This is a genomic window from Thermophilibacter immobilis (assembly GCF_015277515.1).
GTDB lineage: Bacteria > Actinomycetota > Coriobacteriia > Coriobacteriales > Atopobiaceae > Thermophilibacter > Thermophilibacter immobilis.
This window is the reverse complement of the sequence record NZ_CP063767.1, coordinates 442,164-457,461: the sequence shown is the minus strand read 5'-3', so window position 1 is coordinate 457,461 and position 15,298 is coordinate 442,164. Positions and strand designations below refer to the sequence as shown.

The window sequence follows — 15,298 nt, the reverse complement described above, 5'->3', positions numbered from 1 at the left end:
CTACCTCGCCTCCCTGAGCCGTCCGAGAAGCCCCCGATGACGGCCCGGTGCGTCTGCCTCCAGAGCCTGCTGGGCGCCCTCCGCTGGGGGGAGCCTCCCCAGCTCGGCAAGGAGCTGCGCGAGCACGCAAGCCACGGAGTCAGAGAACGCCGAGCCCGCCTCGGCCAGGTCCAGGGCGTCTCCGGAGGACAGGAGATCGGACACCTCCGCGCCGCCCTCGAAGGTCCTGAATGCGCGAGCCGCCTCGAGGCCGACCTCCGCGCGCCCCAGGGCGAAGTCCATCCTCGACCTCGGACTCGTCCGGTTCTCGAGGCGCGCGATGCGCGTGCGCGCGACCCCCAGCCGCACCGCGAGGCCTGCCATGCGGGCGAGAGCCGCCGCGGCGCCGGGGCGCGTGTCCGTGACTAGCACGAGGCGGTCCGAGCGCTGGGCCGCCTGGGCGACGGCGTCGGTAAACGTCGTCGAGGTGTCCACGAGTACGAGGTCGCACTCGTGAGACAGACGCTCCAGGAGACCTCCCACGTGCGGCATCGCCAGCTCAGCCGTCTCGGGTCGCTCGCACGGACCGAGCACGCGCAGGGAGGGGGCACCGCCGACGCATACGCCCCGCGTGGCATCGGTCCCCCCCTCGCCCGGGACGCCATGCCGCGCGAGGTCGAAGCCCCCGGTCAGGCCGAAGCAGCTGTACAGGTTGCCGCAGGAGAGGTCGAGGTCGAGCGCGACCACACGCAGGCCCCAGAGGGTGGCCTGGGCCGCCGCGGCGGCCACGATCGAGGTCTTCCCCACTCCTCCGCGACCCGAGCAAAACACCAGGACGGGAGCGGCGGAACCCTCAGGTGCCGTGCCCTCCGAACGAGAAGACGAGGTGGGGAGGGGCACGGCAGCGGGCAGCGTGCAAGGACCCCCATCCGCCGCGCTCCTGCCCGCCTCAGCGCACGGCCCCTCCCCCAGCTCCTCGAAGTCGACGACGAGGTCTACGCCCGCTCGTGCGGCGCGCGACCTCAGGGATCCCGACACGCCCGCCGTCGCTAGGACCACGCGCCGCGCGTTGCCGTCATGGGCAAGCGCCGCCGCGAGGTTCACGTCCGAGACGCCATCCGGCGCGGGCCCCACGATGACGCCGAGCTCGCCGGGTGCGGACTCGAAGACCGCCCTGCGCAGACCGTCGGCGCTGGTCGCAAACTCGAGCCTCGCCGAGGTATCAAGGGCCAGGCAGGCACGGGTCACGTCAGGGCGGCTCGTCTCGCCGCAGAAGGAAATCCAGTCATTCATGCGCCGTCTCCCTTCGCGCTCTCGGCGGAGACCACGGTCGGCGCCGTCTTGGACTCGCCAGAAAGCCCGGTGACGTCATCGGCCGGCAGGGCGAGGCGTAGGCTCCCCTGAGCGCTTGCGGCCAGCACGGGAGCGACGTCATCCGGCAAAGCAGCGAGCGTGATTGCGGCATGCGAGCCCACAGTCGTCTGCTCCCCCGGCGCTCGCAGCACCTGCAGGCTGGAGGACACCACCTTGGTGCCCGCGTCCTGCACCTCGTAGGCAACGAGCATCCCTCCCGCAGCCACCGAGGACGGCAGAGCGAGCTTGTCGGTCACGGGGACCGAGAGCGCCACGCGTCCCGAGGGCACCTCCACTGCATCGGCATCGTCTCTGAAATTGAGGGACGTGAGGGGTGCCCCCGCCGCAACGGGAACCGTCACCTCCGTGCCAAGGACGCTCTCCAGGTCCGTCACGGCCCCCTCGGGGGCGAGGTCAAAAATCCAGTCGCGCTCCACGACGCTCTGGCGGTCCACGATGTCTCCCGCCTCGAGCCCGTCGGAGGCAACCACGAGGTTCACAACCTCGCCGCCATAGCGCTCGAGAGCCTCCGCCCTCACGCGGTCGGCCTCGTCTCTGACGTGCTGGCCGTACGAGGCGCACAGCACGGCCGCAAGCAGGGCAAGCGCCCCTGACAGGACAAATCTCAAGCGACGAGTCATTGGTCAGGCCCTCCCTCCCGCCGGTCGTCCCCGTGACGACGTGGCGTGTGAGAGCATTTTCTCCCCGCACCAAAGGGCTCTCGGCGAGTTTTTGAGAAAGGCCTTCCGCCTTCTTACCGCTTTCTTTCCGCAGACGGGCAAAAAATAACTTATCAGCAGGTAAACAGACATAAGCGGAGTCAAAACGAGAGGCGGGATCCCCAGCGTCCCCGCTGCAGCCGCACGCCTCACTCGCTTCAATAAAGATTATATATTTATATATAGGCTATCTAGATGACCACATCGGGGTCAAGGGTCGAGGCGCTCTTGCGCATCTCGGCAGCCAGAGCCAGGTAACAGGCGAGCCGCTCGTCCGAGACGACCCCCTCCTCATGCTGGGCGCGCACGGCGCAGCCCGGCTCGTGCAGGTGGGTGCAGTCCCTGAAGCGACACGTGCGAGCCGCTTCGCTGATCTCGGGGAACACCTGCGAGAGGCCCCGCTCGTGCCCCACGAGGGGAAGGCTCCTCAGGCCCGGCTCGTCCACGACGACGCCGGCCCCCGGCAGAGACACCATGCGCCGCGCGACCGTGGTGTGTCTGCCGGCGTCGTCGGCCACGCGCACCGAGCCCGTCTCGAGCACGTCGCGGCCTACGAGCGCATTCAGGAGCGTGGACTTCCCCGCCCCCGACTCTCCCAGCACGATGGCAACCACGCCCGCGGGCACAAGGGCCCTCACGGCGTCGGCCCCCCAGGCGACTCCCAGCTCCCCCGAGCGGTCTCGCACGCGCCGGCGCTCCTTCTCGCGCTGCGCGGACGAGGTGAGGGCGAGGGCGCAGGAGTCCCCAAGGATCTCGCGCACGCAGGCGACGTCTCGGGCGAGAACCTCGTCGGAGGCCCGGTCAGCCTTGGTGAGGACCACCGCCACGCGGGCGCCGCAGTCGCGCGCGATGACGGCCGAGCGGGCGATGCGCTCGCATGAGACGGGACGCTCCCCGAGCTGCTGCACGACGAGCACCACGTCCACATTGGCCGCAAGCGTCTGCCGCTCCCCGCGCGCGCCGCCCCTCCAGCGCGCGATGTCGCTCTCACGGGGAAGAACCTCCTCGATGAGGCCCATGTCATGCGCGAGGGGACGTCGCGCGCACACCCAGTCTCCCACGGCGACGCGTGACCCGCCGTCGCCGGAGCGTCCCTTGGTGAGGCGCGCCGAGAACTCCGCCCTGAACACCCCGCCCGCGCACGCCACGGCAGGAAACCCACGGTCCAGGCGTACCACGCAGCCAAGCACAAGATCCGTCTCGCACCCCACGGTGCCATCGACGCCTACGCGTTCGCATGCGTCCGCAAACGCGCCGCGCTGGCGCTGACTGGCGGTGAGCTCGTCAAAGGCAGGCAGGTCCGTCAGGGTCGAGAGGGCGGGCAGGCTCTGGGGAGCTTCGCCGCTCCCCTCGCGCCGTCTTCTCGCCGCTCGCTTGGTCACACGCCACCCCCGTCAGCTCGCCCGCCTCGGGGAGAAGTATAGCCAACGCCACGCACGGGGCCCCGCCGGCTTCGAGAAGCCAACGGGGCCCTAAAGAGCAAAACCGGAAGCAAGCCTAGCTCTGGTCCTTCTCGACCCGGCGCATGATGGCCTTGTAGACCTCCATGAGTGGGATGATCAGGAACGCCAGCACCAGCGCCCATGCCATGGCCTCGCCTGGCAGCGGCACGAAGCCGAACATCTGGGCCAGGGGATCGACCTCGACGACGACCACCGTGAGCACGAGCGCGAGAAGCGCCGCCGCCCACAGCCACTTGTTCTGCTTCTTCATGGTGAACAGCGAGGCACGGCGGCTGCGCATGTTGAAACAGTGGAAGATCTCGACCATGGAGAGCGTGATGAACGCCATGGTGACGCCCTCCTCGTCCGCGTTGCCCGCGATCATGTCGGCGATGTGAATGTAGCCCATGTCAAAGTAGACGCCCACGAAGAACGAGGCGAGCACGAGCGCCGTGATGACGAGCCCCTGGACCACGCAGTCCAGGCCCATGCCGCCGGCGAAGACGCCATCGGAGGCGTTGCGCGGCTTGCGCTTCATGACGTCGCCCTCGGCGTCCTCCATCCCCAGGGCCAGGGCCGGGAAGAGGTCCGTGATGAGGTTGATCCACAGCAGCTGGACCGGCTGGAAGATGGTGAACCCGATCACCGTGGCGATGAACACCGAGAAGACCTCGGCGAGGTTCGCGGAGAGCAGGAACTGGATGAACTTGCGGATGTTGTCGTAGATGCGACGGCCCTCTTCGACCGCACCGATGATCGTGGCGAAGTTGTCGTCGGCGAGGACCATGTCGGCCACGTTCTTGGTGACGTCGGTGCCCGTGATGCCCATGCCCACGCCGATGTCGGCGCGCTTGATGGAGGGGGCGTCGTTCACGCCGTCTCCGGTCATGGCCACGATCTGGCCCCTGGCCTTCCACGCCTCGACGATGCGCGTCTTGTGCTCGGGCTGCACGCGCGCGTACACGCCGTAGCGCTCGAGGTTGCGGTCGAACTCCTCGTCGGACATCCTGTCGAGCTCGGCGCCCGTGATGGCCTCGGAGCGGTCGTCGATGATGCCCAGCGTAGCGGCAATGGCCACGGCCGTGTCGATGTGGTCGCCCGTGATCATGATCGTGCTGATGCCGGCCTCGTGAGCCTCCTTGATGGCCGGGCCGACCTCCGGGCGCACCGGATCAATCATGCCGGACAGGCCCAGGTAGGTGAGGTCCTGCTCGAGAAAGGCCGCATCATTGGAGCTGGGCACCTGATCCCACGCGCGCTCGGCGGAGGCCAACACGCGCAGGGCGTCGTCGGCCATGCCCTTGTTCTGGGACAGGACCTCCTCGCGCATCTCGTCGGTGAGCTCGACCACGCCGTCGGACTGGCGAATCTTGGTGCAGCGCTTGAGGACCTCGTCAGGCGCTCCCTTGGTGTACTGGACGATGCGATCGGAGGGAGTCTCGCACACCACGGACATCATCTTGCGACCCGAGTCGAACGGAGCCTCGTCGATGCGCCGGTACTCGTCGTCCAGATCGCTCTTGGGCTGACCCTCCTTGGCGGCATCCGCCACCAGGGCCGCCTCGGTAGGCTCGCCCACGGCCACGCCGGCCTCGACGTCCCACTTGGCGTCGGAGCACAGCGCCATCGCGCGCACGTGCTCCTCCACGTCCTCGGCGGCATGCCTCACGACGGTCATCTTGTTCTGAGTGAGGGTGCCGGTCTTGTCCGAGCAGATAATCTGCGTGCAGCCGAGCGTCTCCACGGCGGAGAGCTTGCGGACGATGGCCTGACGCTTGGCCATCTTGGTGACGCCAAGGGACAGCACGATGGTCACCACGGCGACCAGGCCCTCGGGGATGGCGGCAACGGCCAGCGAGACGGCCACCATGAAGGTGTCCAGGATCAGCTTGGGCTGCGCGAGCATGGCTGAGCCGTGGCGGACGAGGTCCACCACGAAGACAACCGCGCAGATGATGACCACCATGATGGTGAGAATCCGAGAAAGCTCCGCGAGCTTGACCTGCAGCGGCGTGAGCTCCTCCTTTGCCTCGGACAGGGCGCCGGCGATCTTGCCCATCTCGGTGTCCATGCCGGTGCCCGCCACCACGGCGCGCCCGCGGCCGTAGACCACGGTGGAGCCCATGTAACACATGTTCTTGCGATCGCCCAGGGCCACGTCGTCGGACTCGGCGGGCAGGGAGATGGCGTTGGCGTGCTTCTCGACGGGCACGGACTCACCCGTGAGGGCGGCCTCCTCGATCTTCATCGACGCGCTCTCGAGCACGCGGCAGTCGGCCGGGACCGAGTCACCCGCCTCGAGCAGGATCACGTCTCCCACGACGAGCTCCGAGCTGGGCAGGTGCACCGTCTTGCCGTCGCGCACGACCCTGGACTGCGCCGCGCTCATCTGCTGCAGCGCCTCGAGGGCCTCCTCGCTCTTAGCCTCCTGCACGACGCCGAGCACCGAGTTAATGACGACGACGAAGAGGATGATCGCGACCTCGGCGATGTCCATCTCTCCCTGGACGGCGCTGGTGATGGCCGAGATGGCGGCGGCCACGAGAAGCATGATGACCATCGGGTCGGCCATCTGCTGGAAGAAGCGGACCCACAGCGGAGTCTTCTTCTCCTCGTCGAGCTTGTTGGGTCCGTCCTTTGCCAGGCGCTGCGCCGCCTCGTCTGCGCTCAGACCGGACTCCTCGCGGGAGCCAAGCTCGTCGAGGACGTCGACAGCTGTTGCTAGATACTCTTTCACGTGTTCCTCTCCTCCTGGGTTTCAGTCCGCCCGGCAGATTGATGCCCGATCATAATTCCCCAGGAGGGGCAAGGGCTCACCAAGGCTGCCATACCGGGCGCCTTTGCACTGACGTGTGTAATGGTACCCTACGTGGCCCTCCCGTCTCTTCTCGATTGCGTGACAAACAGCGACCGGCGTGCCACGAGCCACACCGTCACCGCCATGGGAACGCAGACTGCAAGCGCAGGGTAAAGAGCGGGCATGCCCAAGGACTCGATAAGAGCGCCCCCTATCATGGGCCCGGATGCCATCCCCAGGTCGAGTCCCATGTAATAGGTGCTGTTGGCAAGTCCGGCATGTTCTTTGCCCGCTATGCGCACCGCCCCGGCCTGGCATGCCGAGCACATGATGCCGTAGCCGCCAGCCATGAGGGCAGCTGCCACGAGCAGGGCCGCATTGCCCCCAAGTCTCCATAGCAGCGCGAACGATCCGAGTGCCGAGATCGAGGCCGCCACGAGAAACCTCCCAAAGCCCACCGTGTCAAACCACCTTCTCAAGAGGAAGCGCAGAGCGAGAAGGGACACGGCATACGTCGGAAAGAAGGCGCTCATCATGAGTCTCGCATCCCGCGCGGCAGCATAGCTGACGATGAACGACTGCGTCGCGGTGTAGGGAATCGTAAAGAGGGTAACGATAAGCGCCACGGGGACAACACGCACATCGAGCAGTCGCACACTTCTTCGTGGTCCAGCCCCCGTAACAGATCGTGAGGGCTCGCCCGAGTCGCCCACGAACTGCACGAGCAGCACGCACGCACCCGCGAGCACGCCTGCGCAGGCGAGCGCGGGTCGATAGCCAAAAGCCCCCTGCACCGCAATGCCCAAGGCGGGGCCCACGGCCATGCCGAGTGCGTTCATCATGCCAAAGAGCCCCGTGCCCGAGCCAATCCTCTCAGCGGGGAGCAGACTCGCAAACCACGTGAACATGCATACCGAGCAAAGCGAGTATCCCACGCCGTTGCCCACGCGCAAGATCGCTACCTGGACCGGACTGGTGGCGAGCGCATAGCCGCCGCAGGTGAGTGCCATGAGGCCCGCGCCCACAGAGGAGAGCGCTCGACGATTCTTGAGGTCGGACAGATTTCCCGCAAGGGGCCGCACAACGAGGGAGCAGAGGTTCATGAGACCCCCTATAAGGCCCGTAATCGCCACACCCACACCAAGCGTCCCCGCGAATCCTGTGATGAGCGGGTTCACAAGCATGGGGCTCGCAAGATAGAAGAAGCTTGCCGCCAAGATGATGGCAACGTCCGATGCTCCCTTGATACCATGAATGCCCACTGGCGCACTCCTAGCCACAGAGGCCCGTCTCGTCAAAAAGGCGTGACGGGCCTCTGGTTAGCATCTAGACCTCGCCCCAGAACGCGTCAGACACGACCTTGAAGCAAATTTTCTTGAGAGGGCCAACCTCAGCCCCCTCGGTGACGAGGTTGGGCATATGCGGCTCACCAACCATGAAGACCACGAAGTGCTTATCCTCGAGCGTTCCGTCGAGCAGGTCGTCATTGTCCGGCGACCCATGACAGTAGCCCTTGTCACTTGCCACATCGAACTCACCAGCAGCCACCGTGACACCTGGGGTGGTCTTGAAACGCTCAGCACCCTCAAGGTCGATCTGCACGTCCATATACTTGCGATGCGTCTCAAAGCGAGCGTCCTCAAACGCCCTCGTCTTGGCATTCATGACGTTGGCAAAGACGCGTTTCCCGTCAATCTCGGTAATGCCCAGGGGCAGCTCCGTGGGATCGTTTTGAGAGAGCCAGTCGATAAGTACGTCGAGCCCCTTGGTGAGGCCACGGTAGAGGCCGATGGCACCCAGTCCGTCGTAAATCATGTCGTATCCTTTCTCCTGCCGCGCGAGCGCGGAGTTGTCCTCGTTGCTTTATGAGGATGAAGACGCTCTATCGGCAGCCTTCACCCGATGTGGGGTTGTACGTACTCTCTCCTCGCACGGCTCCCATGACGTCTTCCTCTGAAAGCGTCACCCACTTGACGCCGCGCCTCGTCTGATAGGCATAGGCAAGATGCAGCATGCCGTCGCTCGCTTGCATGAGATAGGGATACTCGTACTGGCGATTGCTCGCACGGTTCTCATCGCCCACATAGCCTTCGCCGCGCTCGATGTGACGAATGAGGGGAAACGTGTGGCCGCCGTCTTCGGACAGGGCTATCGAGACCGGGCAGCGCAGTCCAGGCCAGGCTCCCTTTTGTCCGTACGCCCGCGGCGCGCTTGAGTGATTGTAGGCCACGGCCACGCGCCCACTTGTCAGACGAAGGGCGCTGATGGATGAATTGTTGTTGGGAAGCGGAGTGGGTACGGGCTCGCTCCAGATATCTCCCCAGTCAGACGACTCGCTCCGATAAATCCAGTCGGCCTCACGCGAGCGCATAAAGGCGACGAGGTATCCGCCATCAAGTTCTATCACGTTGGGATGGACGCGCCCCGCTGACCCGGGCACGTCGACGCGCCGCCAGGTCTTTCCCGCGTCATCAGAGACTTGAAACGCGGAGGGATCACCCGAAAGACCCAGCTTGGAATTGTCCGTGCACATCCAGTTGCCAAAGATCCAACGCCCGTTGGAGAGAATCTGGATGGGCTGGCGTGCGAAGGTCCCCGGATCTGCGAACATAATCGTAGGATCGTCCCAGGTAAGGCCGTCATCATGGCTTACCTGACACTTGACCACCGAGGTGTACTGCATGTTGTCCTTGCCCGGCTGGCGACCAAGCTGAGAAGTGTACATCGCCCAGATGTCACCGTCCGGCGCAGAGAAGAGCGAGGGGTTCTGATCAGAAAAGTCAGTGTCACAGGAGATGTTTGACGGCTCGCTCCATCGCTCATTACCTTTCTCCAAGCGCGACACCACGATGTTAATGTCGGTGTCCCCCTCGAAGGTCCCCGCGAACCAGCAGCATAAGAGCGTGCCCCGCGCCGTTTCAAGAAGAGCCGGTCCATGAGCCGATGTCCAGGGGCCAGGCGGCAGCATGGCCTCGGTAAGACGCATCTCCTCGTCGTAGTAAATCTGTCCGTCAGGTGTAAGACCTTGCAGCGTTTTCATTGACATGACACCTCCTCTATACGTGGAAATAAGAGAGACACCCCATCACGAATGACGGAATGCCTCGAAAAGCTACATCGGGAACACGATAATCGCGCCAGCGCACAGAAAGAGCAGCCGGATGACATACTGGGGAATCGTGAACTTCCAGAACTCGATCATCGTGTACTTGCCCATGCCAAAGGCCATAGCCGGAAGGCCGTCAATGGGCATGTAATGGCCCGCCCAGCCAGAGAGGGTAACGGCCACGCAAGCAGCCATCGGGTTATATCCAAGACCCTGGCACACGGCAATGGCCAGCGGAGCAAAGATCATTACGATGCCAACCTGAGAACCCGTGAAGCAGGCAAAGGTGGAGGTGAGCACCGTAAAGATAAGCAGCAGAATGAATGGCGGAATGGAAGTGCCCATAGCCGCCGCCACCGTGTTGCCCACGAGCGTGGTGAGGCCAGAGTCGGCAAGACAGTTAGCTACGGGGATGACGCCGGCCGTCATGAGAATGATAGGCGAGAACAGGTTGTCACGCATCTCGGTGAAGTCAATCACCTTGATGAGCAGCATGATGAAAGCGCAGACGCCAGGAATCATATAAGCGAGGTCACCCAGGGTGTCGACCATCATCATAGCCACGATGGCAATGACAAAGGAGAGGATAGTGGTCCATTCCTTCCACGCCGGAAGCTTCGCGGGACCCTCGCCGGAGAGTGCCTTGGCATTCTCGACAGTAGGCTCTGCCACGGGGTGGCTTGGCAGGAACTTATATCCAACAATCGCCCACAGAAGAAATCCCGCGGAGAGGAAGAACGTTACGATGGCAAACTGAAACATCGAGATTCCCTCAGCAAGACCTGCAGCGGAGAGCACCGAGACGGCCACCCCATACTGCAATGCCACATTGATGGGAATGAGAGGGTGGTTCGATGCAATGCCGAGCGGCAGCACGAGCTTGGAACTTGGCAGCTTTTCGTTATAAGGCATGGTAACCACTAGCGAAAAGATGAGCACGTAAAACGCTGTAGAACCCATACCCAATATGGAGGCACCTAGCATGACCACGATGAGTAGGAGGACGTAGCTCTTGAAGCCGCCTTTCTCCACGAGCGCGGTCATGGCATCCTTCACCTTGGTAATCATCTGCGTCTTCTGAATGGCGGCAAGGATGACCATGAAGAACGCAAGCATCCACACGGTGGAGTTCGTAAAGCCGGCGAAGGCATACTGAACGGGTTTATCACCGCCCAGGCCAAACAGCACAATAAGGATGCAGCACGCAATAGGTGGCATGCCAAAAGGGAGGACGTCGAACATGATCATAACAATCATGGCGACAAGAACGACAAGCGACAGAACCATCGCGGTGGTCATTCTTTTCTCCTTTCTTCTTAGTTCGCTGCACTTTGACAGCGAATCCCTACGGCGGGGCCTCTCCCCGTCGCTTCTCACGCTTTTGTAGGCGGCCAGTCCTCTGGTCGGCCGCAGAGCCACTCCGTAGTGTTACTTCTTTGACTGCCTCCCCGCGGCCATCCTGAGCGCGTAGTCGATGGCGTTCACCAGCGAGAGCTCATTTGACGTGCCCTTGCCTACAAGGTCAAACCCCGTACCGTGATCCACGGACGTGCGGATGATGGGCAGACCGAGCGTAACGTTGACGCCCTCCACGGCCTTCCATCCTTTCTCCTCACGGTCGTAGACGAAGCCCAGCAGCTTGGTGGGAATGTGGCCCTGGTCGTGGTACATGCAGACGACGATGTCGTACCAGCCGCCGTGCAACTGGGAGAAGACGGTGTCCGGCGGACACGGACCTACGGCGTCGATGCCTTCCGCCTGGGCAAGCTGGATGGCGGGAATGATCTCGTCGATCTCCTCGGTCCCAAACAGCCCGTTCTCGCCGGCGTGCGGGTTGAGGCCGGCCACCGCCACCTTGGGGTTCTCGATGCCCAGGTCGCGGCAGGCCTGCCACCCCAGGCGGATGACCTCCAGCACGCGCGGGGTCTTCACGCGCGCGCAGGCCTCGCGCAGCGAGCAGTGCGTCGAGACGTGAACCACCCGGAAGTCGTGGTGGGCGAGCATCATCGCGTACTTCTTGGTGTGCGTGTACGTGGCGTAGATCTCGGTGTGGCCGTCAAAGTGAAGGCCCTGGGGCGCGAGCGCCAGGTTCATGGCCTCCTTGTTGAGGGCGTTGGTGACGGTGGCGTCGACCTCGCCCGCGAGGGCCAGCTCGATCGTCTTCTTGACGCTCTGGAAGGCGGCATTGCCCCCCTCCACGGAGACCTCGCCGAGCTTGAACGCGGAGGCGTCCTCGATGAGATCAAGATGATAGACGTCAATCGTGCCCGCTTCGAAGCGCGCCTCCTCCACGCGGGAGACCGCTCTCACGCGCACCTCAGGATGCTGCACGAAGCCCGTGGCCTGCTCGATCATCTTGGCGTCGCCCACCACGAGCGGGCGGCATCGATCGTAGAGCGAGGGGTCGGTGAGCGCCTTGACGGTAATCTCCGGCCCGTTGCCGGCCGGGTCGCCCATGGTGATGGCGACTATGGGGCGCGCGTCAGCCATTTAGCGCATTCCCTTCTCGCGATCAGAGGCAAGCGTCGCCTTGAGCTCGGAGACGCCCTCGTCACAGAGGTAGTTGAACGGCGCGCGGCACTTCCCCACCGGATAGCCCAGAAGGTTCACGGCCGTCTTCACCACGGTGTTGGGATTGCCGTACTTGAAGCAGCCGCGCAGCGGGCCCACCGCCTCCTGGCACTTCTCGGCCGCCGCAAGGTCGCCCTTGGCCCAGTTCTCGTAGATGCCCACCATGTTCTGAGGGTAGACGTTGGCACAGCCCGCGATGGCCCCCTTGGCGCCGGCCTTGAGCGCCTTGAGGATGAGGGCGTCGTTGCCGGAGAGGACACCGAAGTCCATGTCCTTGGTGAGCTCGATGTAGGCAGAGAGGTTGTCCCAGTCGCCCGAGGAGTCCTTGGCGCCCACGATGTTGTCGACCTTGGCGAGCTCGACGACGGTCTGGGGCTCGAGGGCGTTGCCCGTGCGCGCCGGGATGTTATAGAGCACGATCGGCGTCTTCACGGCGGCCGCCACGGTCTCGTAGTGGACGATGAGCTCGTGCTGGCTCGCCTTGGCGAACCACGGCGTGATGACCGAGAGGATGTCCGCGCCGGCGGCCTGCGCCATCTTGCACTGCTCGATGGTCTGCCTGGTGGAGATGCAGCCGGTTCCCGCGTAGACGGGCACGCGCCCTGCGACCTGGTCGATCACCGTCTCCAGGACCTGCTTCTTCTCCGCGCCCGTGAGGATGTAGCCCTCGCCGTTGGTGCCAAAGGGGAAGATGCCGTGGATGCCCGCCTCGATCTGGCGGTCGACCTGGCGACGCAGCTCCTCCAGGTTGAGTGACTCGTCCTCGTTCATGGGCGTCACGATGGGAACGACGATACCTTTGAGCTCAGCCATACTGTTCCTTCCTCTCAGCCGGATCTCCGGCGTTGTCCGTCTTTTTTTCCTACATGACCTGCTGGTAGATGGCCTTGGCGTCCTCGTAGGTGACCTCGCGCATGTTGTTGGAGAGCAGACGCGTGACCTTCATGCCCGCCTTGGCCAGCTCGTCGACGGGCACGTCATGGATGCCCAGCTCGTCAAGCTTCTTGGGAATGTCGAGATGGCGCACGATCTGGTCCATGCGCTCGATGACCGCGGCGCTCTTCTGCTCGTCCGTGGTCGCATCTCCCGTGATGGCACGGTCGTAGGCGGCCGCCAGACGTCCGCGGATGACGGGCTCGTTGAAATGCATGACGGGCATGAGCAGGATGGCGTTGGAGACGCCATGGGCCACGTGGTACTTTCCGCCCAGGGGATAGGACAGCGCATGGACCGCCGTGGTCCCCGAGGACGTGATGGCGATGCCCGCATAGAAGCTCGCGACCTGCATGGCACGCTTGGCGTCCATGGCCTCCGGGTCGTCGCAGGCGCACTCGATGTTGTTGACGATAAGGTCGAAGGCCTCCAGAGCGAAGGTGTCGCTGAAGGGGTTTGCCTTGGTGCTCGTGTAGCACTCGATAGCATGGCACAGGGCGTCGATGCCCGTTGAGGCGGCGATGGGACGCGGGAGGTTCTTAATCATGTCCGCGTCCAGAATCACGTAGTCGGAGATCAGGGCGTCGCTCACGATGCCCACCTTGAGCTCCTCCTCGGGCACGGCCACGATGGCGTTGGGTGTGGCCTCGGCACCGGTCCCGGCCGTGGTGGGGACCATGATGGTGGGAAGCTGCTTGGACACCTGGGAGGGATCGGCGAGAAGGTCATGGACGCTGTAGGCGTCCGTGGCAGCCACGCTCGCGAGCTTGGCGGTGTCCATGACCGACCCGCCGCCCACGCCCACGATCACATCGGCGCCAAGCCTCTTGAGCTCGTCGACCGCATGCTGGACGGCAGCATAGGTGGGCTCGGCGGGGATGTCGTCGATGATGGAGACCTTGCAGCCGGTCTGCTCGAGAGCGGCGCAGGCGGCGTCGGCGATGCCGATCTTGCGCAGTCCCGCGTCGGTGAAGAGGACGGCCTGCGTGGCTCCCAGCTCGCCCACGATCCCCGCGATCTTCTCGGTCGCATGCTCGCCGGCAAAGACGACCTTCGGAAGCCTCAGCGAATACGAACTCAGCATCTAGATCATCACTCCTCCTGTTGGGGCGGCCGCAGCCGCCATGTCTACGAACAGGCTCTGGGAACCGAACCCGCCCGATTTGGATGCGATAACGAGCGGGCGGGCTCCCCACTCCATCTCGAAGCCCACGACCCCGGGAACAATCTGGCCCAGGGGCCGCACGACGTCGACGCCAGCCGCGCGCAAAAAGCTCGCGAGCACGTCGCCGCCCGTGACGAGCACCCGACCACAGACGTGCCGGCGACACACGCGCACGAGCAGCTCCCCGAAGTTGTCGGAGACGACCTGGCGCACGTCGGCGGCCTTTGGAATGATGCCGCTCAGGTCCTCCAGGTCGCTTCCGTCGAGCACCGTGAGCGAGTGGTGGGCCCACGAGTCCACGGCGCACTCGACGAACGCGGCGCCCTCCGGGCCCTCGCCCCATGAGGCCTCGCACTTTGCGTCTCTGTCAACGTGTAGGACGCTCGCCCCCTGGGCTGCGGCATAGGCGCACTGATCGGCCGAGACGCGGTTGATGGAGCCGCAGGCCACGAGCAGGTTGCCCTTCGTGGAGTCGCCCTCGAGAACGGGGGCACTCAGGTCGAGCGCCTGGGCAACGGCCTGGGCCGCCCCGGAGCAGCCAGCGAGAAGACCACCCTCCCCGCGCTCCATGAGCTCGGACACGCGACGGCTCACGGACGCGGGGGTCGTGGCGTCGTAGACCACGATGCCGCGACCATCCACGGGCACCGGCTGCCCCTCGGAGACGAGCGTCACGGGCAGGTCGGTCTGGGCACGAATGATCTGGCTCACGCGATCGAAGGTCACGGGGTTGAACGGGTCGGCGCCAAAGGGGCTCTCGCTCACGGGGACGCCCCCTATGAGATGGACGCCGTCCACGGTGGTCCTGCCCATCTCGGGCAGGGCCGGGATGAAGTGGAGCCGGGACGCGCCCGATGCGTCGAGAAAGGCAGCAAGTTCAGCACCGATGTTGCCCCTGAGCGCAGAGTCGGTCTTCTTGAAGAGAAGCTCCACGTCGGCCGCACGAGCCATGCGCACGAGCGCATGCACGCGCTCATAGGCGTGACGGGCGTCCAGATGACGCGTGTCGGCGTTTATCGACAGGACCGAGGGTGCCTGGGCGATTGCCGTACTATCTATCTTCTCGGGAGACACCGCAACGAGCACGTCAGCAGACAGAAGGCACACGCCGGCGTCGAGCGCGCCCGTGAGATCGTCCGCTATGAGCATCGTCTTTGCCATACAGCCCTCTCCTTCCTGTGATGAATCCTACGACGAGCCCCCTGTCCCTGGCATCTCTACAAATCTCCTAAA

General features: G+C 64.4%; 12 protein-coding genes. All 12 read right to left on the bottom strand.

Going from position 1 to position 15,298, the window contains the following annotated elements:
- Nucleotides 1-1,272, bottom strand: a complete 1,272-nt coding sequence (locus INP52_RS02000) for a nucleotide-binding protein (protein WP_194371954.1) — start codon at nt 1,270-1,272, stop codon at nt 1-3.
- Complete coding sequence (locus INP52_RS01995) at nt 1,269-1,973, bottom strand: SAF domain-containing protein (protein ID WP_194371952.1); 705 nt, start codon at nt 1,971-1,973, stop codon at nt 1,269-1,271. The genes INP52_RS02000 and INP52_RS01995 overlap by 4 nt, the downstream gene beginning before the upstream one ends.
- A 269-nt stretch (nt 1,974-2,242) precedes the next feature.
- Nucleotides 2,243-3,433, bottom strand: coding sequence for a ribosome small subunit-dependent GTPase A (rsgA, locus tag INP52_RS01990; protein WP_194371950.1), 1,191 nt, complete (start codon nt 3,431-3,433; stop codon nt 2,243-2,245).
- A gap of 115 nt (nt 3,434-3,548) precedes the next feature.
- A complete protein-coding gene (locus tag INP52_RS01985; RefSeq protein WP_194371948.1) occupies nt 3,549-6,230 on the bottom strand; it encodes a cation-translocating P-type ATPase in 2,682 nt (893 codons plus the stop codon).
- 128 nt (nt 6,231-6,358) lie between these two features.
- A complete protein-coding gene (locus INP52_RS01980; RefSeq protein ID WP_194371946.1) occupies nt 6,359-7,552 on the bottom strand; it encodes an MFS transporter in 1,194 nt (397 codons plus the stop codon).
- A gap of 64 nt (nt 7,553-7,616) precedes the next feature.
- Entirely contained in the window at nt 7,617-8,105 is a 489-nt protein-coding gene (locus INP52_RS01975) for a YhcH/YjgK/YiaL family protein (RefSeq protein ID WP_194371944.1), read from the bottom strand.
- Nucleotides 8,106-8,172: 67 nt separating this feature from the next.
- Nucleotides 8,173-9,336 carry a sialidase family protein gene (locus INP52_RS01970; RefSeq protein WP_194371942.1) on the bottom strand — a complete coding sequence of 388 codons (1,164 nt, stop codon included), beginning with the start codon at nt 9,334-9,336 and terminating at the stop codon, nt 8,173-8,175.
- Nucleotides 9,337-9,402: 66 nt separating this feature from the next.
- Nucleotides 9,403-10,695, bottom strand: a complete 1,293-nt coding sequence (locus INP52_RS01965; protein ID WP_194371940.1) for an SLC13 family permease — start codon at nt 10,693-10,695, stop codon at nt 9,403-9,405.
- 129 nt (nt 10,696-10,824) lie between these two features.
- Complete coding sequence (gene pdxA, locus INP52_RS01960) at nt 10,825-11,886, bottom strand: 4-hydroxythreonine-4-phosphate dehydrogenase PdxA (protein WP_194371938.1); 1,062 nt, start codon at nt 11,884-11,886, stop codon at nt 10,825-10,827.
- Nucleotides 11,887-12,780, bottom strand: coding sequence for a 4-hydroxy-tetrahydrodipicolinate synthase (gene dapA / locus INP52_RS01955; protein WP_194371936.1), 894 nt, complete (start codon nt 12,778-12,780; stop codon nt 11,887-11,889). It abuts the gene before it with no gap.
- 49 nt (nt 12,781-12,829) lie between these two features.
- The gene (locus tag INP52_RS01950) at nt 12,830-13,984 is read right to left on the bottom strand and encodes an iron-containing alcohol dehydrogenase (protein ID WP_194371934.1); all 1,155 of its coding nucleotides are present in this window, start codon (nt 13,982-13,984) and stop codon (nt 12,830-12,832) included.
- Nucleotides 13,985-15,226 (bottom strand): four-carbon acid sugar kinase family protein, encoded by a 1,242-nt coding sequence (locus INP52_RS01945; RefSeq protein ID WP_194371931.1) that lies wholly within the window; start codon nt 15,224-15,226, stop codon nt 13,985-13,987.
- Nucleotides 15,227-15,298: the final 72 nt, after the last annotated feature.

Coding starts and splice junctions, on each gene's coding strand:
- INP52_RS02000 (WP_194371954.1), bottom strand. CDS start 1,272: ATGAATGACTGGATTTCCTTCTGCGGCGAGACGAGCCGCCCTGACGTG.
- INP52_RS01995 (WP_194371952.1), bottom strand. CDS start 1,973: ATGACTCGTCGCTTGAGATTTGTCCTGTCAGGGGCGCTTGCCCTGCTT.
- INP52_RS01975 (WP_194371944.1), bottom strand. CDS start 8,105: ATGATTTACGACGGACTGGGTGCCATCGGCCTCTACCGTGGCCTCACC.
- INP52_RS01970 (WP_194371942.1), bottom strand. CDS start 9,336: ATGTCAATGAAAACGCTGCAAGGTCTTACACCTGACGGACAGATTTAC.
- INP52_RS01965 (WP_194371940.1), bottom strand. CDS start 10,695: ATGACCACCGCGATGGTTCTGTCGCTTGTCGTTCTTGTCGCCATGATT.
- pdxA (WP_194371938.1), bottom strand. CDS start 11,886: ATGGCTGACGCGCGCCCCATAGTCGCCATCACCATGGGCGACCCGGCC.
- dapA (WP_194371936.1), bottom strand. CDS start 12,780: ATGGCTGAGCTCAAAGGTATCGTCGTTCCCATCGTGACGCCCATGAAC.
- INP52_RS01950 (WP_194371934.1), bottom strand. CDS start 13,984: ATGCTGAGTTCGTATTCGCTGAGGCTTCCGAAGGTCGTCTTTGCCGGC.
- INP52_RS01945 (WP_194371931.1), bottom strand. CDS start 15,226: ATGGCAAAGACGATGCTCATAGCGGACGATCTCACGGGCGCGCTCGAC.